Raw genomic sequence first — 24,463 nt, forward strand, 5'->3', positions numbered from 1 at the left:
AATATGGAAAAAATATTCAAAATTGCCGATTTTCATTGCCATCCAACGCTTAAAACTTATGGGCATTCATTTGAAAACACTCGATATGGCATTAAAAGAAGAAATATTTGGTTTCAGCAGAAAAACAGTTACTTAAGAAAACTGGTTTGTAGAAACTTTAGTGTGGTTAAATTTTCACAATCAGATTTATTGTCATTAAAGGAAGGGAATGTTAAATTAGTAACTGCATCATTATACCCATTTGAGAAAGGATTTTTCATTAATCTTCGCGGAAGGGGCCGTCTTTCAGCATTCTTAGCTAATGTTATCATCGGAGTAAGTTATTATAGGGTCAGAAACATTCAGCAACATCTTAATTATTTTGAAGATCTTGAAAATGAATATAATTTTTTCTTAGATGCTGTAAATCTAAATAATGAAGTTGAATTGTATTTTCCAAGAAAACCAGAGGACTTTAAATTAATTAAGAACAGTAATAAAACGGCAATTATATTCTCTATCGAAGGAGCACATTCCTTTAATTCTGGCTTAACAAATTATGGAAGAGAAACAAATGAAAAAGAAGTTATTGAAAATATTTATAAAGTAAAAAACTGGGAAATTGCGCCAGCCACGATTACTTTTGCCCATAACTTTAGTAATGATTTTTGCGGGCATGCAAGAAGTTTGGATCCGTTAGGTAAATTAGTCAATCAAAATGAAATGCTAAACTATGGATTTACAGAGTTAGGGTTTAAAGCCGTAAACGCGTTATTGGATAATAAAAACGGGAAGATTATTTATCCTGATTTGAAACATATGAGTGTACAATCTCGAAAGGAATATTATCAACATTTAGATGAATTTTTTAAAGAAGAAAGGATTCCGATTTTAATTAGTCATGGAGCAGTAACCGGAACTTCATGGAAAAATTCCGAAACAGTAAATCTTGATTCAGTTTTTAGCGATTCAGACATTAATTTTTATGATGAAGAATTGATCCATGTTTCCAGAAGCAATGGCCTTTTTGCAATCCAAATGGATGGCAGACGTTTGGCGAAAAAAAGTATTATCAAAGAACTTCATTCTACAAAAAATATGGCGTTCTCATCTGCCCATGTAATATGGAATCATATAAAACATATTGCAATAGTACTTGATAATCATGATTTAAACTCATGGAATATAGCATGTATTGGTAGTGACTTTGATGGATCCATTCAACCACTGCCAGGAATTTATAGTGCTGCAGATTTTCCAAGGCTAGCAATTAATTTAATCCATTTATCCTCCGCATTTTTATCAGATTACAATTTTAAAAATGAATTCAATAAAGAAACTACTCCAGAAAAAATAGTTGAACAATTTTGCTATGAAAACTTATATCATTTTTACTGCAATAGAATCTAATCTACTAGTCAAAGATTAATAAATGCTTCTTTGGTGGCAAAATGCATACACTTGGCAAAACAGATTTATGACCAGAATTATATCCGTTGATACAGGAATCGGCTAAAATGGATTTTAAAGATTTAATGGACGGCAACGAGAGCATATCTCGTGATTTTCCACTCCCTCAATATTCTATTTCTATTTTATACGGAAAAATGAAACCCACGGATAAAGATGCGGAGATGAAACGCTTTAGCGAAGGAAAAACTAATATCATGGTGGCAACCACCGTAATTGAAGTAGGTGTAAACGTACCCAATGCTTCAGTGATGATTATTGAAAGTGCCGAACGTTTTGGACTTTCACAACTGCACCAATTGCGTGGTCGTGTGGGTCGTGGTGCTGATCAGAGTTATTGCGTATTAATAACAAGCCACAAATTGAGTTCGGATAGTAAAACACGTATGGAAACGATGGTAAGCACGAATGATGGTTTTGAAATTGCTGAAGTCGACCTCAAACTTCGAGGCTCTGGAAACCTTATGGGAACCCAGCAAAGCGGCGTTCTGAATCTTCAGATTGCAGATATTGTGCGTGACAGAGAAGTTTTGGCCCTAGCCAGAAACTATACCTCAAAAATACTTAAGGAGGATTCACCTTTGCAAAAACCGGAGCATGCTAGCCTAAGAGCAGTATACATAGAGTTGACCAAAAAGAAAAATATCTGGAATTATATTAGTTAAGTATTTATCTTTTTTGAATTAAATAGTATTATTTTGTTGTCGTAATTAAACCATTTGATTTTTTCAAGGTCTAATGAAAGGATAATTGTTGTTTAATATTAATGTTTGTATACACAAATGTTAAATAAAAATTAACACTATCCCTATTGCCGTTTGTAAAGCCTATGTTTGTTTTTTAACAAAAATTATTGATTCTTAATCCTACATTATACTCAAAGCATGAAAATAAAATACCTAGTTTACACCTTATTAATTATCGGTTTAGGCGCATTTATTACCTACAGGATTTTAGAAAATACTAGCAGCAATACTAAAGATAAAGACGAAAAAATTCCAGCTATGGCTGTCAGCGGAATAGTTGTACAACTGCAAACTTTCGATAACAACCTTTCTATTTCAGGATCTATTGAAGCCAATGAGCAAGTAGAAATTAGAAGTGAAGTTTCAGGAATAGTAGAAGACATTTATTTTAAAGAAGGAAGTAAAGTTACCAAAGGACAAATACTTTTTAAGGTAAATGATATAGAATTAAGAGCACAACTTCGAAAAGCCACCACAACTGAGTCGTTAGCATCTGAAAATGAACGAAGAGCGCAACTTTTACTTCAAAAGGAGGCAATTAGTCAGGAAGAATTCGATGTTACCAGAGCTGATTATAAATTAGCGCAAGCACAGGTTCAGTTAATTCGTGCACAAATTGAAAAAACAGCGGTAAGGGCACCATTTTCAGGAAAAATCGGTCTTCGATCTATCTCTCCAGGAATTTATATAACCCCTTCCATGCTCATTGCGAATCTAGTCAACACCAGCAAGTTAAAAATCACCTTCTCAATACCCGAAAAATATGCTACGCAAGTAAGAGAAAACAGCACTATTAGTTTTAAAGTGGCGGGATCTAATAAAAATTACAGTGCCACGATTTACGCTATAGAACCTGGTGTTTCGATATCTACTAGGACTATTCAAGTACGTGCATTAACAGAAAACAAAGACGGCAACTTATTACCCGGACTATTTGCCGATGTAGAATTGCCTTTAGATATCATCAAAGATGCCATCTTGGTGCCAACAGAAGCAATTATCCCAATTCAAGATGGTAAAAAAGTTTTTATTTCCAGTGGAGGAAAAGCAAAGCAAGTGATGGTCGAAACGGCCACCCGAACAGATGCTTCGATCCTAGTACTTTCAGGACTCAAAGCTGGCGATACTCTTTTAACAAGCGGTGTAATGTCTTTAAAAAATGATATTCCTGTAACAGTGACTGTAGTTAAAAATTAATAGTTGAGAAATTTCACTCTTAAATTCAATCCCTTTATTTATTGGGGTTAAAAAATAAATTAAAATAATGAGTTTATCAACTTTAAGTATAAAGAGACCAGTATTTACTATTGTAATGAATCTTTCCATTGTGCTATTTGGAATAATTGGCTATAGTTTTCTGGGAGTAAGAGAATTCCCCTCTATTGACCCTGCTCAAATTTCGATTCGGACAAATTATGCCGGAGCAAATGCCGATATTATTGAGTCACAAATTACTGAGCCAATAGAAAAATCAATCAATTCTATTGAAGGAATTCGAAATATTACTTCTACGAGTACACAAGGAAGCAGTAGTATCACCGTTGAATTTAATTTAGATAAAAATCTTGAAACTGCAGCCAATGATGTTCGGGATAAAGTATCTCAAGCAGTACGAAATCTGCCTGAAGATATCGACTCCCCTCCTGTAGTTTCTAAAGCGGATGCTGACAGTCGTGCCATTATTTCCATGACCGTTCAAAGCGACTCCAGAAACTCACTTGAATTAAGCGACTATGCTGAAAACGTTATTGCCCAAAGATTAGAAACAATACCAGGAGTCAGTGGCGTTCAAATATGGGGACAACAAAGATACGCCATGCGTTTGTGGATCGACCCTGTTAAATTAGCTTCTTATGGCTGTTCAGTCGCAGAAGTTAGGGATGCCCTAAACCAACAAAACGTTGAATTACCTGCTGGCAAATTAACGGGAGACAATACTGAGTTAACAGTAAAAACAGTTGGGAATCTGTCTACAGCCGAAGAATTCAATAATATTATCATTCGCTCCGATGGAGGAAAAACAGTTCTTTTTAGCGATGTAGGTACAGCCGTTTTAGGACCTGAAAATTTGGAAACAAAGATGACCCAATCAGGTTTACCGCTGGTAGGTGTAGCAATTGTTCCGCTTCCTGGCGCTAATTATTTAGATATATCAAAAGAATTTTACAAGGAATATGCCAAATTACAGAAGGATTTACCTAAAGATATCAAATTAGATATTGTTATTGACAGCACTATCTTTGTAAAAAAATCAGTTATTGAAGTAGCTGAAACCTTACTGATTTCTATCATCTTGGTAATTCTAATCATTTATTTATTCTTTAGAGATTGGGCCATAGCAATAAGACCATTAATAGATATTCCTGTTTCGCTCATTGCAACTTTCTTTATCATGTATCTCTTTGGTTTTTCCATAAATGTTTTGACTTTATTAGCTATTGTTCTTGCTACAGGTTTAGTCGTCGATGATGGAATAGTCGTCACGGAAAATATTTTCAAGAAGGTAGAAGAAGGCATGTCACCAATTGAAGCAGCCATAAAAGGCTCAAATGAAATCTTTTTTGCTGTAATATCTATTTCGATTACTTTGGCAGCGGTATTTTTACCTGTGATTTTTCTGGAAGGATTCGTCGGGAGGCTATTTCGTGAATTTGGCGTCGTCATAGGGGCCGCAGTATTAATTTCGGCTTTTGTCTCTCTAACTTTAACTCCTATGTTAAATGCCTATTTGATGAAGGGTGGAGAACAAAAAAAATCAAAATTTTATATTTATTCAGAACCATTTTACCAGAGATTAAATAGCGGTTACGCTAGTGCATTAAGCACGTTTATGAAAAAAAAATGGATTAGTTTCCCGATTCTTATTGCCTGTTTTGGATTAATTTATATGTTTTATAATTTATTGCAAAAAGAAACCGCCCCTTACGATGACCGAAGTTCTATTGTAATGAGAATGACAACCCCTGAAGGTTCGACTTATGAATATACGGATCGATTTATGCAAGAATTATCACAATTAGTAGATGATTCTATTCCACAAAAAAAAGTTGCTTTGGTAATTACATCTCCCGGTTGGGGATCCGCATCTGTAAATAGTGGAATGATTCGAATGGCATTAACAGAAACTGGAGAACGAGAAAAATCTCAAAAAGAAATTGCTGAGAAATTGAGCAGATTGACAAAGAAATACCCGGAAATTAAAACCTCAGTTATTGAAGAACCTACTATAGCAGTAAATAGACGTGGTGGTTTGCCGATTGAATATATTATTCAGGCTCCCAACTTTGAACAATTAGAAGAAAAAATTCCTTTATTTATGGAAGAGGCTGCCAAAAACCCTACGTTCTCAGTAACTGATGTAAACTTGAAATTTAACAAACCTGAAATTAATGTTACTATCGATCGTGAAAAAGCAAAAAGTTTAGGAATATCAGTTATGGATATTGCAGAAACACTGCAACTCTCTTTAAGTGGGCAACGTTTTGGCTACTTTATGCGTAATGGAAAACAATATCAAGTCATTGGACAATTTGAACAAGAAGACCGCTCAAAGCCTTTGGATTTAACTTCTATGTATGTTAAAAATAGTAGTGGTGAATTAATTCAAATGGATAATGTTGTTAGTACAGAAGAGCAAAGCAATCCACCTCAATTATATCACAATAACAGATACATGTCGGCTACAGTAACGGCAGGATTAGCTCCTGGGAAAAGTATTAGTGATGGAATTGATGCCATGAATGAAATCAAAGCAAAAGTGCTAAACGATACTTTTACCACGGATTTAGGAGGAGAGTCAAGAGATTTTGTTGAGAGTAGTTCTAATACTTCTTTCGCTTTTGGATTAGCTATAGTATTGATTTTTTTAATATTGGCCGCACAATTTGAGAGTTTTATTGATCCCTTAATTATTATTCTAACCGTTCCAATGGCCGTTGCAGGGGCTTTATTTTCGCTTTGGTTGTTTGATCAAACTTGGAATATTTTTAGCCAAATTGGAACCGTAATGCTGATTGGATTAGTAACTAAAAATGGAATTTTGATAGTCGAGTTTGCCAATAAATTACGAGAAGAAGGAAAACCAAAATTAGATGCTATTTTAGAAGCTTCTGAATCAAGACTACGACCTATTTTAATGACAAGTTTAGCTATTTCATTAGGAGCTTTACCTATAGCCTTATCTTTGGGAGAAGCTTCTACAAGTAGAATTGGAATGGGAGTTGTAATTGTTGGCGGAACAATTTTCTCCCTAATTTTAACTTTATTTGTAATTCCAGCCATGTATTTAATGTGGTCCAAAGCAAGAAAACATTATCCTGAATTTGATCACATTGAAGAATATGAAAATGAATTTAAATAATATAATGACATTAAAAATCATAATAAAAAGTTTGGTTTTATTTTTCTTTTGTATCTTAAAAGTTGATGCTCAAGAAATTTTAACTCCACAAGATGCTATAAAAATTGCTTTGGAAAACAATTTTGAAATTAAAATTGCCACAAATAATTTAACAATAGATAAAACTAATGTTGCTGTTGGAAATGTAGGGATGCTTCCTACAGTAACCGCAAGTGTAATCGATAATAAAAGCGTTCAAAACAGTTCGCAAACACTTCTTTCTGGTGGTTCAAACCAATTAGATAATGCAAAAAACAATAGCTTGACCTACGGAATTGGGTTGAACTGGACCATTTTTGATGGTTTTATGATGTTTGCAAAACTAGATCAGTTAAAAGAACTAGAAAAATTAGGGGAAGCCCAACTAAAACTGACTGTGATTACAAAAGTCAGCGACGTAAATTCAACCTATTTTTATTTAGTTCAGCAAAAACAGCAACTGGCCGCTTTAGACACAACTCTTGTAATATCTAATCAAAGATTAGCATTAGCACAAAATCGTTTCACGATTGGAAAGGCTTCAAAGTTAGAAGTTTTGAATGCCCAAGTAGATTTAAACACTGATAAAGTTGCTCTTTTAAGACAAAAGGAACTATATGCAAACACTAAAATTTTGTTGAATCAAATCTTAGCGCGTGATACTAAAACAGAGTTTAACGTTATGGCTGAACTTACTATAGATGAACAGCTCATTCTATCTGAGTTAAGCAGCTTGGCAGCAAAGCAAAACCCACAATTAGAGTCGCAGATAATAGGTAAAAGAGTGTCCGAATTGGAGTTAAAGCAAATTAAAGCTGCGAGATATCCAGTGATCAGTGTTAATACCGCCTACAATATAAGGGAAACGCAATCGAGTCTTGGCTTTGTGACACAATCAAATTCAAAAGGTTTAAATTATGGTTTTAGCGCTTCCTTAAACTTGTTTGATGGTCTTTCACAAAATAGAAATGAGAAAATCGCAAAAATTCAAATAGAGAATGCAGAATTAGCAATAGAGCAGCAAAACATTTCATTAAATTCATTGTTAGCAACTTCTTACCAAACGTATTTAACCAATTTAGAATTAATCGGCCTAGAAGAGACAAACGAAGCTATTGCCAAGCAGAATCTGGAAATAACATTGGATAAATATCGTATTGGAACTATCACTACTTTAGAGTTTAGAACAGCTCAATTGAACTATGTAAATGCAAAAGTACGTTATAGTAATGCACAATTTCAGGCTAAATTATCTGAAATTGCGCTCAAAGAATTGGCAGGAACTCTCAAATATTAAATTAACTTTATCCAAATATTTACCTAAAAACTCTTTTTTTTATCTTAGGTACTAAATTGAATTTTGTGAAGTAGAATATTAAACTTTATCCGAAAACGCTATTTCAGGAAGATTTACATTGTAATTAGCAAAATATGTTTTTTTCAGCACTTATTACTCGTTTTGGAATAAATAATAGCTTCCAAAGATTGTAATACATACCTACATGAAGAAAAAATATCCTTAACATAATACAAACAATTAAGAGGGAGTTTGTCAAAATACGATCGGGAATAAATGCCTAAACTATCTCCGAATACAGACTTAACCGCCTTGAAAAGGAAATAATTAAGAGTAGAAAAACTGGAAACTTAATGAACCAGCAGAAGTATTTTGAATATGACGGTGTATAAGATAACCTACTCGCCTATTCTTCACTTCATGTTTGGAGAAAACCATTAGATTTAATACTTAAAGAAAAAATCATGGACACCAAGGCGCTTCTTCTAATTGCCGTTGCCATGGATAAGAAATCGTTTATAGATATTGCTGGATTGATATTGTAGTCGCAGTTGCAGGACAGAGAGATGATAGTCGGTTGGTCGAGTTCATGCATTTAGTTGAGAAATCTATAGCAAATTAATTCAGCATTGAGTAATCACGGAGGCTTAACAATGGATTTGCTAAACTTTAGTATTCGACTTAATACAAAGGTAATTTTGTGCTTTCAGTAAAAACATTTACCCTGCAGTTAAATTTTAGCCGAGTCTCATCCTGTCAAAGCGACTGCAACTATAGAGATTGTTAAAATAACATGACAGCATAATCACGGTCCTCTGGGCAAAAATCTATGTTAAATATGTGGATATTGTAATAAACATTAACAATAATGTAACATTTTTTTTTACAAAAACATCCTACCTTCGTAATGCTATGAGACGTAATTCATAACACAAATTTAAAAACTATCTAATTTCCCTGATGGTTATTATTAAGAAGAATGCTTCAGATACGGGTGTTTATTTATTTAATATTTCTTTTTTTAATATTAGAACTGTATTATAATTTTCCCTCGTAAACAAATGCAGAAAGATGCACTTCATGATTTGTTACAAAACCGACTTGCTTCAGGAGAAATTAAAAGCATAGGAGAACAATAGAAAAAAATGTTACAATTGATTTAACCTAAAAATTAAAATAAGATGCAACAACATATCGTAAAAATACAATCAATAGACAAGGTAACTCATGATGTATTAAAAATTGTCACTGAAAAACCTGAAAATTACGCCTTCAATCCGGGCCAAGCCACAGACATTTCCATAAACAAAAATGGCTGGGAGGATAAGAAAAATCCTTACACTTTCTGTTCTCTGCCTGAGGACAACTATCTTGAATTTACCATTAAAACGTATCCATCGCATAATGGTATGACAGACGAATTACTCAATTTAAAAATAAACGATGAATTAATTTTACATGACGTATTTGGCGCAATCAGCTATAAAGGCGAAGGCGTATTTATAGCAGGAGGCGCTGGAGTTACTCCATTTATCTCTATTTTTAGATCTCTTGAGTCGAGAAAAGAAATAGGAAATAACAAACTTCTCTTTGCAAATAAAAAAAAGGAGGACATCATACTCGAAGATGAATTTAAAAAATTACTAGGCGATAATTTCATCAACATATTATCTGATGAAGAGTTGCAAGGTTATGAAAACGGGCGAATTACCAAAGATTTCATTCAAGCAAACAGTGGCGGATTGAATAAATTATTTTACCTCTGCGGGCCTCCGTCAATGATGGAAGCAATCGAAAAACAATTAGTCGATTTACATGTAGATAAAAAATCAATTATCAAAGAAGCCTTTTAAAACAACATTACTAAATAAAAAATAAAATGAATACAAACAGACTTTCAGAAAATATCACGGCGGCACTGAACGCACAAATGACAAAAGAAGCACATGCTTCACAAACATATTTGTCTTATGCAGCTTGGGCTGACCGAGAGGGGTTCGGAGGTATAGCTAATTTTCTTTTCAAGCATGCACAAGAAGAACGAAACCACATGATGAAAATATTAGAGTATATTTTAAAAAGAGGTGGACAGGTAGAGGTTACGGCTATTCCTGCCCCTCCAGAGAATCCCTCAAGTTTGAACAACTGTTTCGAAAAAATCTTTGAGCATGAAGTCGAAAATACAAAAGGTGTTTACAAAGTGGTAAAGATGAGCAGTGATGAAGAAGACTGGGCAACATGGAATTTTATGCAATGGTTTGTTAAAGAACAAATAGAAGAAGAAACACTAGTAATGAATTTATTAGATAAAATAAAAATTGCAGGTGGTGAAAAAATAAGCAGTGATATTTTATATTCATTTGACAGAGATATGGAAAAAATATCTGGTGATGTAACAGCCGCTAGGGATGTAACAACAATAAACCCCTAAATTGTTGATAAATAGCTAAGAATTCAACGAAAAATAAAATTTGTTTTTGGTTGTAACCCGAGTCGTCATAAAGCTGGGGTAAGGGTTATGACAATTTCCGCTAGAAACAACAACCGGAAAGCCTCTGTTGTATCAAAGAAACAAAAAGCACATAAACAGAAAGTTTTTACAGATTTTTAAAAGTGATTAAAAAAGAATGAATAAGAGGGAAATTTGTCATTAAAATGAGACAAACTATGAGTAGAGGATTTGTTAGAGAAGAAGATCAGGAAGAAATTCCTATTGTCGCACCCAGAGCCGACTTACCCGCAAATGTAACTAATTACGTTACACAAGTCGGAATGGATGAACTTCTGGACGAAAAACAGCAGCTTATTGATGAAAGAGAGCATCTAGATAGCACCAATGAAAAGGAAAGTAGAATCGCATCAAATTATATAAGCGCAAAATTGCAATTGTTGAACGAACGAATTGTTACTGCACAAATAATTGATTTAAGTAAGCAACCGCAAAATGAAGTTCGGTTTGGAACATTAATAACTCTTAAAATTGGTGAAGACACAAAACTGCAATGCTATCAAATTGTAGGTGTTGATGAAGCTAACATTGCCAAAGGAAAAATATCCTTTATTTCCCCTATCGCTAGAATATTGACAAACAAGAAAGTGGGAGACAAAGCAGTATTAAAATTAGCAAATGAAGATAGAATTTTTGAAATTATGGAAATCACATATTGACAATTAAAAAAAACAAAAGGACTAGCATGCATCAAATTTACGAGCAACTTAATGTCAATCCTCAGACCACAAAGTGCAGCATCGTCAAAAACATCTTACTAGCTATATTTTTACTTGATATATTACAAATAAAAAAGCACTCCCGAGTGACATTCAAAACGAAATAGATCGGTTTACAAAGACAAAAATTCTTCCTGAAAATTTCACTAACCAAGACTATTGAAGACAGTAAGATAATTCGTAGTGCACAAAAAAAAACAATTTTTATGTGATTTACATTAGTTCTGCTTTGAATTATTTTTAAATTCTTTAGTATATTTGACAACGTTATAAATAATTTAAAACGTTATTTTATTATTAGCCTGCTCAACAGATTGATAAACTACTGATCGAACAGAAAAAAAATTATTATACTATTCCAATTCAATAATTATTAATAAAAAGAAATGACCACAGTAAATCATAGTAAAAAAAAGACAATGAATAGTAGTAACGGAGTCATGTTAAATGCCTATCCGGATAGTATTGGGACTAATTTGAGTGATATTGTAAGCATGCTAAAAATGCCTCAGTTCGAAAATACATTTTCCCAATTTTATGTTTTACCCACCTTTTTTAATAGCGACTTGGACAGAGGTTTTTCGATTATAAATTATGCCATTAACGAAGAGTTAGTTTCAAAAGAAGATTTAGTAGCTTTAAAAGAATTGAATATTATGTTGAAATTTGACATAGTCTTAAATCATTTATCTGTTGCTTCACCCCAATTTAAAGACATAATTAAAAACGGGGAACAATCAAAATTCAAAGATTTTTTTATCAATTGGAATGAATTCTGGAAAGGAAATGGAAATCTGAATGAGGAGGGTATAATTGTTCCTAAAAAGGAATTTTTGGATAAGCTTTTTATGCGAAAATCAGGACTTCCTATTTTAAAAGTACTATTTCCTGATGGCACAGAAAGACCGTATTGGAATACATTTTACCAAAAAATCACCTACCACAAAATCTCAATAATTGATTTACAATCAATCCAAAATTTGAGTCCAGAGAATACTTTACTGATTTGTGGAAAAGTAAACACCGCTATTGATGAAAATCAAGATTTACAAACATTGGATTTTGGAAATCAATCTGAATTTAAAGAGGAAATTCTAAAGATCGTCAATAGTAATCGAACCTATTTAGGTCAAATGGATGTAAATGCAAAATCACCACTAGTATGGGAATTCTACGAAGAAGTCTTGGCTAAAGTTGCTAGTTATGGTGGCCAAATTTTGAGATTAGATGCCTTTGCCTATTTACATAAAGAAGTAGGCGAAACGAACTTTTTCAACAAGCCAGGCACTTGGGATTATTTAGAAAAAATTAATCAGATTGCTAAAAAAAATAATTTAGTGTTGCTTCCTGAAATTCACGCAGAATTTGGATTGCACTTGCATGATGAAGTTGCTAATGAAGGCTATTCGATTTATGATTTTTTCCTACCGGGTTTAACCATTCATGCTATCGAAAAAGCGACGAATAAAGCACTGATGACTTGGGCAAAAGAAATTATTGCCAAAGGATTCAAAACGGTTAATATGCTCGGTTGTCACGATGGCATACCCATTTTGGACCTAAAAGGCAAAGAGGTAAATGGAGTTTACCAAAAAGGGCTATTGCAAGATGAGGAAATTTTAGAAATGATGGATCTTATCATTGAACGTGGCGGTCAAGTAAAAAACCTTTATGGGGCAGACGGTAAAAAAATATCCTATTATCAAGTGAATGCCACTTATTTTAGTGCATTAGGAGAAAACGAGCAGAAACTACTATTGGCCAGAGCCATCCAAATGTTTATGCCAGGTATTCCTCAAATTTGGTATTTAGATATTTTTGCTGGAGCAAATGATTATGATGCCGTTCTTAAAGCAGGAAAAGATGGACACAAAGAAATTAACAGAACCACCTTAAGCTTAAAAAATATTGAAGAAGGGCTGAAAAAAGAAGTAGTTACGAAACAATTAGACATCATCAGGTTAAGAAATACCTCAAATGCATTTCTTGGAACTGTTGCTTTTGACGAAACTATTGAAGAGGAAATTAATATCCTTTGGTCAAATGAAAAAGAATATGCACACTTAGTAGCCAATCTTAAAACACTTGAATTTTCGATTAAATATTCAGAATCAGGAGAAGAAAAAAGTTTCCAATTCTAAATCTTTAAAAGACAAAACTCCTAACTTACAAAAAGAAGCTCAGCTTATTTTGAAAACTGGATAGAACTAATAGTTGCTAATTTCCTCGTAAAGCAAAATGCGGATTGAAGTTTTATAAAACTAATGCTAACAAACTAGATTATATTGTTTTTAACAAAAATGCAGGTTATTAATATGTTTATTTTCATTAAGTTTATCTTTCCTTTTTATAAACTACAATTATGAATCGCAACTACATAGATCCACCACGTTTATCGAATGAAAAATCGCTGAAAACTTTAGTCGAAAACAGAACCGTTTACAATTTAAACCATTGTGAGCTGAATCTATTTGAAACCTATAAAGCTTCCGAGCTGGTTCCTTTGAAATTTAACGATTTAGTAGTGACCAGTATGCTGAGAGGTAAAAAGGTAATGCATCTTTTTGATGAGCCAGGCTTTGAATATTTACCTGGAGAAACAGTTGTCATTCCTTCAAATGTAGAAATGAAAATCGACTTTCCCGAAGCCACAAAAAATAACCCGACGCAATGTCTGGCCCTTGCAATTGACCAGCAAAAAATAACACATACTTTAGATTTCCTAAATGAACGATACCCGAAAGAGGGTAACAAGCAATTTTGGCATTTGAATTATCAGAATTACTATTTCTACAATAATATCGAACTGGCTAACACTATCAATAAGCTAATCAAAGAATGTATGAGTACATCCGTTACTAAGGATGTCCTAGCTGATTTGACTTTGCAGGAGTTGTTGATTCGGATTGTTCAGACACAAACAGCAAAATCTATTGATGATGGTTTACATGCTGATCCCAATTCACCAATAACGCAGGTACTTGATTACATCCGCTTAAATTTAAGAGAAAACATAAGTCTCAAAAATTTAAGTGACATAAGCTGTATGAGTACCACCTCTTTTTATCGCTTTTTTAAAAGAGAATTAGGAATGAGTCCGATTGAATTTGTCATCAAAGAAAAGATACGTTGTGCCAAAAAACTACTAAAAAACCCAAGCATACAAATTAACGAAGTATGCCACTTATCTGGTTTCGAAGACAGCAATTACTTCATCCGCTTGTTTAAAAAGCACGAAGGAATAACACCAAAGCAGTACCAGTTATTGTACGTAAACTAGTTTATTCAATGTATTTTACGGCCTCTAGATTGCGTTCTTCCTCTGGGGTAAAAATCCGGTATTCAATTTGGAAAGTTTTCTTCAAAGGTGTTTCCAGTGAAAATCCGCCTACTCCAAATGCGTCAATCACTTTCAAAGTAAAATGGGCATGCTTCCAGTACTCAAACAAATCTTTGTCGACCCAGAATTCGGTTTCTTCAATCGATCCAATGCAAACATCTCCCATCCTCTGATAAAACCCTCCTTTTTCAAAGCACTGGGGCTGCGACCCCTCACAACATCCTCCTGCCTGATAGAACATTAAATCTCCATGTTTTTCCTGCAATATTTTAATCAATTCTGTTGCTTTTTCTGTAGCATCAATTCTTTTTGTCATTTTTTTTTAATTTAAAATAAAACCTGACAAATTATACAATCTGTCAGGTCTACTATTAATCAATAATCAATTTTCTACTAAAAGAAACCTAATTTCTTTTTGTCGTACGAAATTAGCATATTTTTCGTTTGACGATAATGTCCAAGCATCATTTTATGGTTTTCACGTCCTATCCCTGATTGTTTATAACCACCAAAAGGAGCACCTGCAGGATAAGAATGGTATTGATTAATCCATACACGACCTGCCTGAATCGCTCTTGGAACCTGATAAATTTCATGTGCGTCACGTGTCCAAAGCCCTGCACCCAGTCCATACATAGTGTCATTTGCAATAGCAATGGCTTCCTCGGTAGTTTTGAAAGTAGTAACTGCTAAAACTGGTCCAAAAATTTCTTCCTGAAAAATTCTCATTTTATTATTCCCTTTAAAAAGTGTTGGTTGAATGTAATATCCACCATCTAGTTCACCTCCAAGTTTTTTTACATCACCACCTATTAATAACTCGGCACCTTCTTCCTTACCTAGTTTTATATAAGATAATATTTTTTCTTTTTGTACCAATGAGGCCTGCGCCCCCATCATAGTAGTTTTGTCTAACGGATGTCCCATCTTTATTGCTCCCGTTCTTTCAATTACTCTTGCAATAAATTTATCATAAATATCCTCATGAACTAAAAGTCTTGAAGGACAGGTACAGATCTCACCTTGATTTAAAGCAAACATTACCGCTCCCTCTATGGCTTTATCAAAGAAATCGTCATCAGCGTCTCCTACGGACTTCATGAAAATATTTGGTGATTTACCCCCTAATTCAAGAGTAACTGGGATGATATTTTCAGTGGCATATTGCATTACTAAACGTCCTGTTGTTGTAGAACCTGTAAAAGCAGCTTTTGACACTTTTTTGTTTGTTACCAAAGCTCTTCCAAGCTCAGCTCCAAAACCATTAACAATATTTATAACTCCCGGAGGCAGTATATCTCCTATCAATTCCATCAAAACGAGAATTGAAATTGGTGTACTTTCCGCAGGTTTTAAAACTACTGTGTTTCCTGCCGCAAGTGCGGGTGCCAGTTTCCAAACTGCCATTAGTATAGGAAAGTTCCAAGGTATAATTTGTGCTATAACTCCCAAAGGTTCGCTTAGCGCTATCGAAACCGTTTGCGAATCCAATTCCGCAATCGAACTTTCTTCAGCTCGTATCACCCCAGCAAAGTATCTAAAATGATCTATTGCTAAAGGAATATCTGCAGCTAAGGTTTCACGGATTGCTTTACCATTATCGACAGTTTCGACCGCGGCAATATACTCCAAATTATCTTCCATAACCTGTGCAATCTTATTTAATAGATTACTACGTTCAGTAACAGAGGTTTTTCCCCAACTTTGAAATGCTTCATGTGCCTTATCCACAGCCAGATCCAAATCCGCTTTAGTTGAATGTGCCGCTCTAGTGAATACTTTTCCGTCAATAGGTGAAACTACATCAAAATATTGACCCCCGATTGGTGATACAAATTTTCCGCCTATATAATTATCATACGTTGCCTTAAATTCAGGTCTTTGTGCTATGTTGCTCATCTTCTCAAGTTTTAATTTTCTCAAATATAGCCTTAACAAAACGATAGCTATAGCATTATTCGTTCAACTAATAGCATAAATTTTTCATATCAATTTATTTAAAAAGATATTTTTATGTTATTCATAAATTTTTGTTTAAATTTTTTAACAAATACTATCTTTACTAAGTTAATCAACTTGCAAGACAATGTCCTAAAAAACCAAAAAAATTGTTTCTTACTACAAACTGCAATCCTTATATTTGCAATCTTATTAAAAATTACAGATGAAAATATCATACAATTGGTTAAAACAATTCATTAAAATAGACTGGGATTCAGAAAAAACGGCAGCTTTACTTACAGATTTAGGTTTAGAAGTAGAGGTAGTCGAAAAATACCAATCCGTAAAAGGTGGATTAGAGGGTATCGTAGTGGGCCATGTTCTTACTTGTATTCCTCATCCCGATGCCGATAGACTGAAATTAACGACGGTAGACATAGGCAATGGAACCACTATACAAATTGTATGTGGTGCCACCAATGTTGATGCTGGGCAAAAAGTACCCGTTGCTACAATTGGAACGGTACTATATGATAAAGAAGGTGTTGCTTTTACCATTAAAAAAGGAAAAATCCGAGGACAAGAAAGTCACGGAATGATTTGTGCCGAAGACGAACTAGGTCTTGGGGACGGTCATGATGGCATCATGGTCCTTGACGCTTCATTGACTACCGGTACAGCTGCTGCAGAAGTTTTTAAAATTGAGAATGATGAGATATTCGAAATTGGGTTAACTCCAAACCGTGCCGATGCAATGAGTCATTTAGGGACAGCTCGTGATTTGAGAGCAGGTTTGATAAGAAACGGCGTCAATGTAGAATTCATTACTCCTTCAGTGAGCAATTTTAGAATTGACATGAGGACACTTAAAATTGACACCATTATAGCGGAGCCACAATTGGCACCCAGATATTGTGGCGTAACCATTTCAGGTATAACCGTTAAACCGTCACCAAAATGGCTCCAAGACCGATTAAAAGCAATTGGCTTGAATCCGAAGAATAATATTGTTGATGTTACCAATTATGTTTTACATGATTTAGGACAGCCTTTACATGCTTTTGACGCTTCAAAAATAAACGGAAAAATCATTGTAAAAACATTAGAATCGGATACAAAATTCACTACTTTGGATGATGTTGAGCGCACGTTGCATGAAGAAGACTTAATGATTTGCGATGAAAAAGGGCCCTTATGTATCGCTGGAGTTTTTGGAGGTAAAAATTCAGGAGTGTCAGAACATACCACTTCCATATTCTTAGAAAGTGCTTATTTTAATCCTGTCAGCATAAGAAAAACAGCAAAAAGACACCAATTAAATACAGATGCTTCTTTCCGTTTTGAAAGAGGAATTGACCCAACAATAACTGCATATGCGCTAAAACGCGCTGCTCTATTAATTCAAGAAGTTGCTGGTGGTGAAATCACATCAGATGTGAGCGACATTTACCAAAAGAAAATAGAAGATTTTTCAGTGTTTTTAAATTTTGCGAATGCTGCAAAAATTATCGGTCAGGAAATTCCGAAAGACACCATTAAGCAGATTTTAGTTTCATTAGAAATAAAAGTAAATAGCGTTTCAGAATATGGACTGGGATTAACTATTCCCTCCTACCGTGTTGACGTGCAGAGAGAAATTGATGTTATTGAAGAAATCTTAAGGGTTTACGGCTATAACAACATCAACTTTTCAAAAAAACTGAATGCTACAATTTCAAATTCTCCCAGAAACGAAGATTATAAACTGCAAAACATAGTTGCCACACAATTGAACTCACAAGGTTTTCACGAAATGATGGCAAACTCATTGACAACTGCAACATATGTAAAGCTCTCCGACGCTCTAAAGGAAGAACATAACGTTACGATGTTAAATCCTTTGAGTAATGATTTAGCGACTATGAGACAATCTCTACTGTTTTCAGGACTAGAAGCGATATCCTATAATATAAATCGAAAAAATGCTGATTTAAAATTATTCGAATTTGGAAAATCATACCATAAGTTTCTTTCTGGATTTGAAGAACACAAACATTTGACTTTATTAGTTTCAGGAAATAGGAACAAAGAAAGCTGGACCACGAGTCAAAAACCATCTGATTTCTTTCTGTTTAAAGGTTATGTAGATGCCGTTCTAGCTAGATTTGGCATACAAAAAACACAAAATAGCCCTGTAACATCCGACGTGTTTTCAGAGGGGATTGCAATAGGAACCGGTCATAACGCATTGGTAGAGTTTGGCGTGGTTAAGAAATCAATATTAAAACATTTTGGAATCAAACAAGAAGTATTTTACGCCGATTTTAACTGGGACGTTATCATAAAAGCGATCTCGGGCAAAATAAAATTTACTGACATTCCTAAATATCCTGAAGTACGTAGAGATTTAGCTCTGTTAATCGATCAAAATGTAACGTATGATACTATTTATACAATTGCGAGACAAACAGAAAAAAGCCTGCTAAAAAGCGTCAATCTATTTGACGTGTATCAAGGCGACAATCTTCCAGAAGGTAAAAAATCGTATGCCGTAAGTTTTATTATTCAGGATTCCTCTAAAACATTGACTGATACCCAAATTGACAAAATTATGGGTAAATTACAAAAGAGTTTTGAAACTGAACTTGGAGCGATTTTAAGATAATTGCAGCATACTAAAAAATGAAAACCCCAATTCTAAAATTAGAATTGGGGTTTTTTAATAAAAAAAGTCCCGTAATAAATACAGGACTTCTCAATTGACCAAAATCAACCTTTTATTAATATTATGATTTTGGCAATAAAACCGAATCAATCACATGAATTACACCGTTTGACTGATTAACGTCAGCAATAGTTACTTGTGACATGCCTCCTTTTTCATCCGTGATATATAGTTTTTTACCTTTCATCGAAGCGGTCAATGTTCCCCCACTTACTGTTTTCAGCATAGCCTTACCATTCCCCATTTTTATTGCTTTTGCAATATCATTAGAGTTCATTTTACCTGCAATTACATGGTAAGTAAGAATAGTTTGTAACATTTTTTTATTCTCAGGTTTTAACAATGTTTCTACAGTTCCCATTGGTAATTTTTCAAATGCAGCATTTGTTGGAGCAAAAACAGTGAATGGCCCATTTCCTTGAAGAGTTTCAACCAAATCAGCTGCTTTTACCGCTGCCACTAATGTTGTGTGGTCTTTAGAATTAACCGCATTTTCAATAATATTTTTAGCGGGATACATAGCAGCTCCACCAACCATAACTGTTTTTTGAGCGAATGATGTTGCACCAAATACTAATGCGAATAATGCTAACGATAAAAATTTTCTAGTTTTCATAAATCTATTTATTTAAGTTATATTAAAGCATTTACGCTAAGAAAGCAGATCTGGATTTAAAAAAGTAGAATTATTTTTAAAATAAATTAATTATCAATGTTCTAAAAGCAAAACGCACCGCTAATTTTGACTGAAGGCCAGTCAATCTATTGACAACTATTCCGAACAATCAGTAGGACGACATAAAAATTACGCAAAATGAATTTTAAGAACCCTACTCGCGGGAGCGAAGAACGGTCTAAAAATTTTGCTTATCTCAAGTCTTATTGGAAAAGTAATCTAATACTAAACAAAAAAAGCCCCACATTACTGTGGGGCTTTACTATTATAAGAAAGATTGAGAATTATTTTTTCTCTCCCTTTTCCATTTTAGCTTTCAATGCTGCAAGCATATCATTACTATCCCCTAAAGTAGAGGCAGCTGCGTTTGCAGATGAAGAAGAATTATTAGAAGTAGCAGCTTTCACATTTTTCTCTTCTTCTTCACGGAAGATAGCAGTGTGAGAGGCAACAACTCTTTTGAATTCTTTGTTAAATTCGATTACTTTGAAATCAGCAGATTCTCCTTTTTTCAATTTCTTACCATCTTCTTTTTCAAGGTGACGAGTAGGAATGAAAGCAACGATATCTTCTCCGAATTCTACAGTAGCTCCTTTGTCAACTATTTCAGAAATCTCACCGTTGTGTACAGTTCCCACAGCGAAAGACTCCTCATATTTATCCCAAGGATTAGGAGTAGTTTGTTTGTGACCTAAAGATAATTTACGTCCTTCAACATCTAATTCTAATACAACTACATCCAATTTCTCTCCAACATTAACAAATTCTGATGGGTGTTTGATTTTCTTAGTCCAAGAAAGGTCTGAGATATAAATCAATCCGTCGATACCTTCTTCAAGTTCTACGAAAATACCAAAGTTTGTAAAGTTTCTAACGATACCTGAATGTTTAGAACCTACAGGATATTTAGAAGTAATATCAGTCCAAGGGTCTTGAGACAATTGTTTGATACCTAATGACATTTTACGGTCATCTCTGTCTAATGTTAAAATTTGAGCTTCAACAATATCACCTACTTTTACGAAATCTTGAGCAGAACGTAAATGAGTAGACCATGACATTTCAGAAACGTGGATTAAACCTTCAACACCTTCAGCAACTTCGATGAAAGCACCGTAATCGGCGATTACAACTACTTTACCTTTTACTTTGTCTCCAATTGCTAATTTAGCATCAAGAGCATCCCAAGGGTGAGCGTTTAATTGTTTCAATCCTAATTGAATTCTTGTTTTCTCATCATCGAAATCAAGGATTACAACGTTTAGTTTTTGGTCTAATTCAAGAACTTCACTTGGGTGGTTAATACGACTCCAAGAAAGGTCAGTAATGTGAATTAATCCATCAACTCCACCTAAGTCAATAAAGACACCATAAGAAGTAATGTTTTTAACAACACCTTCTAATACTTGTCCTTTTTGCAATTGACCGATGATTTCTTTTTTCTGTATTTCAATATCCGCTTCAATAAGCGCTTTGTGAGATACAACAACGTTTTTAAATTCATGGTTGATTTTCACAACTTTGAATTCCATTGTTTTGTTTACGTATATATCGTAATCTCTAATTGGCTTAACGTCAATTTGAGATCCTGGTAAAAACGCTTCAATTCCGAAAACATCTACGATCATACCACCTTTAGTTCTGCATTTTACAAAACCATTAACGATTTCTCCTGTTTCGTTAGCCGAAATAACTCTATCCCATGATTTGATAGTACGTGCTTTTCTGTGAGATAAAACTAGTTGTCCAGTTTTGTCTTCACGGATGTCGATTAATACTTCAACAGTATCACCTACTTTTAAATTTGGGTTGTAACGGAATTCGTTCAGTGAAATAACACCTTCAGATTTTGCGTTGATATCAACGATAACGTCTCTATCTGTAATTCTTACAACTGTTCCGTCTACTACTTCTTCTTGATCAGTAGAAATAAATGTTTTTGAAACTAATTCTTCGAATTCTTTTAAGTTTTTTTGATCAACTGGATCGATACCTTCTTCAAAGTTGTGCCAGTTAAAATTTGCTAAAAACTCTTCTTGTGATTTTACTTGTTCAGACATGCTGATAAAAATTTGTATTCTGTATTTTCTCGAGTTTCATGAAGTGATAGAAAACAACAGAAGTTGTTTGTATAATTAATTTAACCCTAGAGGAAACTCTTATTCACCTAAAGGACTGCAAAGGTAATACATCTATCTCTAATTTTCAAGTTTATTTTAGTTTGAAAATAAACGACCCGTAAACCGTAAGTTGCTGATTGTCAATATCGACTAATTATATATATTTTTGCAAGCATCACACCCGCTTTCGCCTTTATCTCTCCATAGCACTTCAAGGATATTTGGTCAATCGGGGCTAGATGGCCTCAATCGTGATTCTCGGCATAATTCATAGCCAAAACAAATATAAAGACCTGATACTTTTTGATGGGTATCAGGTCTGTAGTTACATTATCACAAGGTTAATGACTTACGGCAGCAGCAACTACCTCCGGATTGTGTTTATGTTTGAACAAAATAGCAAAAGCGATGGCGATTATCAAAGCGTAAATCGCAAAGGCCAACCAAATCGTATGCCAGTCCTTCATGAAAATTTCTTTACTCAGTAGGCCGTCAGTGGAAATTAAACTCCCTTGATTTTTAATGAACTCCAACATCTTAGGGTTCGTTGTTTCTGTTTCAAGAAAACCAGCCAAATCATTCGCACTATTAAATGACTTTGTAAAATATTTATCAATAGCCCATCCTGAAGTAAAGCTTCCTAAAACTGCTCCAAAACCATTAGTCATCATCATGAATAACCCTTGTGCTGACGAACGGTTTTTTGGTTCTGTATTGGTTTCAACAAACAAAGATCCTGAAATATTAAAGAAATCAAATGCCATTCCATAAACCACACAAGACATAATGATCATCCATAAACCATCTGTTGGATTTCCATAAGCAAATAATCCAAAACGCAGTACCCACGCTAACATACTAATCAACATTACTTGCTTTATACCAAAACGTTTTAGAAAAAAAGGAATAGCAAGAATAAATAAGGTCTCTGAAATTTGAGAAATTGACATTATAATAGTTGAATATTCAACCACAAAGGAATCAGCATATTTTGGAAAATGTTTAAATTCATCCAAGAATACATCTCCGTATGCGTTCGTCAATTGCAATGCACCTCCCAAAAACATAGAGAAAATAAAAAATAAAGCCATTTTATAGTCTGCAAAGAACTTAAAGGATTCTAATCCTAATGTTTCCATTAATGTGGCATTCTCTTTAGACAATCGCTCTGGCTTACATTTTGGTAAAGTAAACGCATAAAGTCCAAGAAGAAGTGCAGACAAACCGGCGATATAAAATTGATTTGCTGTTGCCTTATTGCCCGTTAAGTTAGTAATCCACATCGCAGCGATAAAACCTATTGTTCCCCAAACTCGTATTGGTGGAAAATCTTTAATTAAATCTTTATTATTTAATTTGAGGGCGGTAAAAGAAATCGAGTTACTCAAAGCAATCGTTGGCATATAAAAACACATTGCCAAAAGCATTACATAAATAAATGTTTCAGGTGTTACGACTTGCGGGATAAAGAATAAAACTACTCCATATAAAATATGTAACGCTCCATATAGCTTTTCAGCATTAATCCATCTATCAGCAATAATCCCAGTTAATGTTGGCATAAATAAAGAAGCGATTCCCATCGTCCCAAAAACAAGGCCAAACTGCGTTCCGTCCCACTGCATCGTACCAAACCAGTAATTTGCAATTGTAATCAACCACGCTCCCCAAACAAAGAATTGAAGAAAACTCATGATCGTCAATCTATTTTTAATTCCCATCTTATAAATCATTTGTTTTTACAGAATAACAAGTCGTAAATCTAGTACTTAAATTGAGATATGCAAACATTTAGTTTATATCTGTAATCTTATTTGCTAATCCCAAAACAATATTAAATTGCTCTTCTCGGCTAAGATCTGAATTATCAATTTCTATTGCATCCTCTGCTCTTATCAGCGGAGAGTTATCTCTATGAGTATCAATATAGTCACGTTCTTCCACGTTTTTCAAAACTTCCTCAAAGCTTACATTATCTCCTTTTTGCACGAGTTCGTCATAACGCCTTTTTGCTCTAGTAGTTGCGCTTGCAGTCATGAATATTTTTAATTCTGCTTCTGGAAAAACAACAGTCCCAATATCTCTGCCATCCATAACAATTCCTTTGTTCTTTCCCATTTCTTTTTGTTGCTCCACTAATTTGGTACGCACTTCAGATATTTCGGCCACTTTGCTCACGAAACTGGATACTTCAATAGTTCTGATTTCCTTTTCTACATTAACATTGTTCAGAAACATTTCGGCAAAACCCAAATCCGGATTGAACTTAAACTGCAATTGTATCGATGACAGGCTACTTATTAATTTTTCTTTATCAAAAAAATCGCTTCCTATGTATTCTTTCTGCATTGCAAATAATGTAATGGCACGATACATGGCACCTGTATCAACATAAACATATCCTAAATGATTAGCGAGTTGTTTTGCCAAGGTACTTTTCCCTGTCGATGAAAATCCATCAATGGCGATAGTAATTTTTTTCAATTTTATAATTTTAATGTTACTAAACTAATTCTATAATATCTAATTCTTTTTTAGCAAACTTATTTTACTTAATGCCGTTTTCAGAAGTAAATACTCAAAA

General features: G+C 34.1%; 16 protein-coding genes and 1 pseudogene. 11 read left to right on the forward strand and 6 right to left on the reverse strand.

Going from position 1 to position 24,463, the window contains the following annotated elements:
* The first annotated feature begins 3 nt into the window (after positions 1-3).
* From ACEN2H_RS10720 to ACEN2H_RS10765, 10 genes and pseudogenes are all read left to right on the forward strand, one after another.
* On the forward strand, positions 4-1,389 hold the full coding sequence (locus tag ACEN2H_RS10720) for a membrane dipeptidase (protein ID WP_441732339.1): 1,386 nt from the start codon (positions 4-6) through the stop codon (positions 1,387-1,389).
* Between the two features lie 77 nt (positions 1,390-1,466).
* Positions 1,467-2,114: pseudogene (locus ACEN2H_RS10725) on the forward strand (helicase-related protein); the annotation flags it as partial.
* Positions 2,115-2,333: 219 nt separating this feature from the next.
* Positions 2,334-3,392, forward strand: coding sequence for an efflux RND transporter periplasmic adaptor subunit (locus ACEN2H_RS10730; RefSeq protein WP_441732340.1), 1,059 nt, complete (start codon positions 2,334-2,336; stop codon positions 3,390-3,392).
* A 67-nt stretch (positions 3,393-3,459) separates the two neighbouring features.
* Positions 3,460-6,555 (forward strand): efflux RND transporter permease subunit, encoded by a 3,096-nt coding sequence (locus ACEN2H_RS10735; RefSeq protein WP_441732341.1) that lies wholly within the window; start codon positions 3,460-3,462, stop codon positions 6,553-6,555.
* 4 nt (positions 6,556-6,559) lie between these two features.
* Positions 6,560-7,870, forward strand: a complete 1,311-nt coding sequence (locus ACEN2H_RS10740) for a TolC family protein (RefSeq protein ID WP_441732342.1) — start codon at positions 6,560-6,562, stop codon at positions 7,868-7,870.
* A gap of 1,181 nt (positions 7,871-9,051) precedes the next feature.
* Complete coding sequence (locus ACEN2H_RS10745; protein WP_441732343.1) at positions 9,052-9,723, forward strand: flavodoxin reductase; 672 nt, start codon at positions 9,052-9,054, stop codon at positions 9,721-9,723.
* A gap of 26 nt (positions 9,724-9,749) precedes the next feature.
* On the forward strand, positions 9,750-10,301 hold the full coding sequence (locus ACEN2H_RS10750) for a ferritin (protein WP_441732344.1): 552 nt from the start codon (positions 9,750-9,752) through the stop codon (positions 10,299-10,301).
* A gap of 236 nt (positions 10,302-10,537) precedes the next feature.
* Positions 10,538-11,038, forward strand: a complete 501-nt coding sequence (locus ACEN2H_RS10755; RefSeq protein ID WP_441732345.1) for a GreA/GreB family elongation factor — start codon at positions 10,538-10,540, stop codon at positions 11,036-11,038.
* Positions 11,039-11,517: 479 nt separating this feature from the next.
* Entirely contained in the window at positions 11,518-13,239 is a 1,722-nt protein-coding gene (locus ACEN2H_RS10760) for a glycosidase (protein ID WP_441732346.1), read from the forward strand.
* Positions 13,240-13,460: 221 nt separating this feature from the next.
* On the forward strand, positions 13,461-14,378 hold the full coding sequence (locus tag ACEN2H_RS10765) for an AraC family transcriptional regulator (protein ID WP_441732347.1): 918 nt from the start codon (positions 13,461-13,463) through the stop codon (positions 14,376-14,378).
* 1 nt (position 14,379) lies between these two features.
* On the opposite strand, the gene ACEN2H_RS10770 is transcribed toward ACEN2H_RS10765, so the two are convergent.
* Together ACEN2H_RS10770 and ACEN2H_RS10775 are read right to left on the reverse strand one after the other, a co-directional pair.
* Entirely contained in the window at positions 14,380-14,754 is a 375-nt protein-coding gene (locus ACEN2H_RS10770; RefSeq protein WP_441732348.1) for a DUF779 domain-containing protein, read from the reverse strand.
* A gap of 77 nt (positions 14,755-14,831) precedes the next feature.
* Positions 14,832-16,337, reverse strand: coding sequence for an aldehyde dehydrogenase family protein (locus ACEN2H_RS10775; protein ID WP_441732349.1), 1,506 nt, complete (start codon positions 16,335-16,337; stop codon positions 14,832-14,834).
* Positions 16,338-16,602: 265 nt separating this feature from the next.
* Here ACEN2H_RS10775 and pheT point away from each other — a divergent pair, with 265 nt between their 5' ends.
* Entirely contained in the window at positions 16,603-19,023 is a 2,421-nt protein-coding gene (pheT, locus tag ACEN2H_RS10780; protein WP_441732350.1) for a phenylalanine--tRNA ligase subunit beta, read from the forward strand.
* A gap of 121 nt (positions 19,024-19,144) precedes the next feature.
* Here the strand turns inward: pheT and ACEN2H_RS10785 are convergent, their stop codons facing one another.
* The 4 genes from ACEN2H_RS10785 to cmk form a co-directional block, all read right to left on the reverse strand.
* Positions 19,145-19,699 (reverse strand): fasciclin domain-containing protein, encoded by a 555-nt coding sequence (locus ACEN2H_RS10785; protein ID WP_441732351.1) that lies wholly within the window; start codon positions 19,697-19,699, stop codon positions 19,145-19,147.
* A gap of 344 nt (positions 19,700-20,043) precedes the next feature.
* Entirely contained in the window at positions 20,044-21,819 is a 1,776-nt protein-coding gene (gene rpsA, locus ACEN2H_RS10790; protein ID WP_441732352.1) for a 30S ribosomal protein S1, read from the reverse strand.
* A 401-nt stretch (positions 21,820-22,220) separates the two neighbouring features.
* A complete protein-coding gene (locus tag ACEN2H_RS10795) occupies positions 22,221-23,600 on the reverse strand; it encodes a nucleoside permease (protein WP_441732376.1) in 1,380 nt (459 codons plus the stop codon).
* A gap of 70 nt (positions 23,601-23,670) precedes the next feature.
* Entirely contained in the window at positions 23,671-24,363 is a 693-nt protein-coding gene (cmk, locus tag ACEN2H_RS10800) for a (d)CMP kinase (RefSeq protein WP_441732353.1), read from the reverse strand.
* Positions 24,364-24,463 lie beyond the last annotated feature (100 nt).

It is taken from the genome of Flavobacterium sp. W22_SRS_FP1 (assembly GCF_052113685.1).
Lineage (GTDB): Bacteria > Bacteroidota > Bacteroidia > Flavobacteriales > Flavobacteriaceae > Flavobacterium.

Excerpts from the sequence above, each read along its gene's own strand:
- ACEN2H_RS10745 (WP_441732343.1), top strand. The coding sequence starts at position 9,052 with ATGCAACAACATATCGTAAAAATACAATCAATAGACAAGGTAACTCAT.
- ACEN2H_RS10730 (WP_441732340.1), top strand. The coding sequence starts at position 2,334 with ATGAAAATAAAATACCTAGTTTACACCTTATTAATTATCGGTTTAGGC.
- ACEN2H_RS10755 (WP_441732345.1), top strand. The coding sequence starts at position 10,538 with ATGAGTAGAGGATTTGTTAGAGAAGAAGATCAGGAAGAAATTCCTATT.
- ACEN2H_RS10765 (WP_441732347.1), top strand. The coding sequence starts at position 13,461 with ATGAATCGCAACTACATAGATCCACCACGTTTATCGAATGAAAAATCG.
- rpsA (WP_441732352.1), bottom strand. The coding sequence starts at position 21,819 with ATGTCTGAACAAGTAAAATCACAAGAAGAGTTTTTAGCAAATTTTAAC.
- ACEN2H_RS10760 (WP_441732346.1), top strand. The coding sequence starts at position 11,518 with ATGAATAGTAGTAACGGAGTCATGTTAAATGCCTATCCGGATAGTATT.
- ACEN2H_RS10795 (WP_441732376.1), bottom strand. The coding sequence starts at position 23,600 with ATGGGAATTAAAAATAGATTGACGATCATGAGTTTTCTTCAATTCTTT.
- pheT (WP_441732350.1), top strand. The coding sequence starts at position 16,603 with ATGAAAATATCATACAATTGGTTAAAACAATTCATTAAAATAGACTGG.
- ACEN2H_RS10740 (WP_441732342.1), top strand. The coding sequence starts at position 6,560 with ATGACATTAAAAATCATAATAAAAAGTTTGGTTTTATTTTTCTTTTGT.
- ACEN2H_RS10775 (WP_441732349.1), bottom strand. The coding sequence starts at position 16,337 with ATGAGCAACATAGCACAAAGACCTGAATTTAAGGCAACGTATGATAAT.
- ACEN2H_RS10770 (WP_441732348.1), bottom strand. The coding sequence starts at position 14,754 with ATGACAAAAAGAATTGATGCTACAGAAAAAGCAACAGAATTGATTAAA.
- ACEN2H_RS10720 (WP_441732339.1), top strand. The coding sequence starts at position 4 with ATGGAAAAAATATTCAAAATTGCCGATTTTCATTGCCATCCAACGCTT.
- ACEN2H_RS10785 (WP_441732351.1), bottom strand. The coding sequence starts at position 19,699 with ATGAAAACTAGAAAATTTTTATCGTTAGCATTATTCGCATTAGTATTT.
- ACEN2H_RS10735 (WP_441732341.1), top strand. The coding sequence starts at position 3,460 with ATGAGTTTATCAACTTTAAGTATAAAGAGACCAGTATTTACTATTGTA.
- ACEN2H_RS10750 (WP_441732344.1), top strand. The coding sequence starts at position 9,750 with ATGAATACAAACAGACTTTCAGAAAATATCACGGCGGCACTGAACGCA.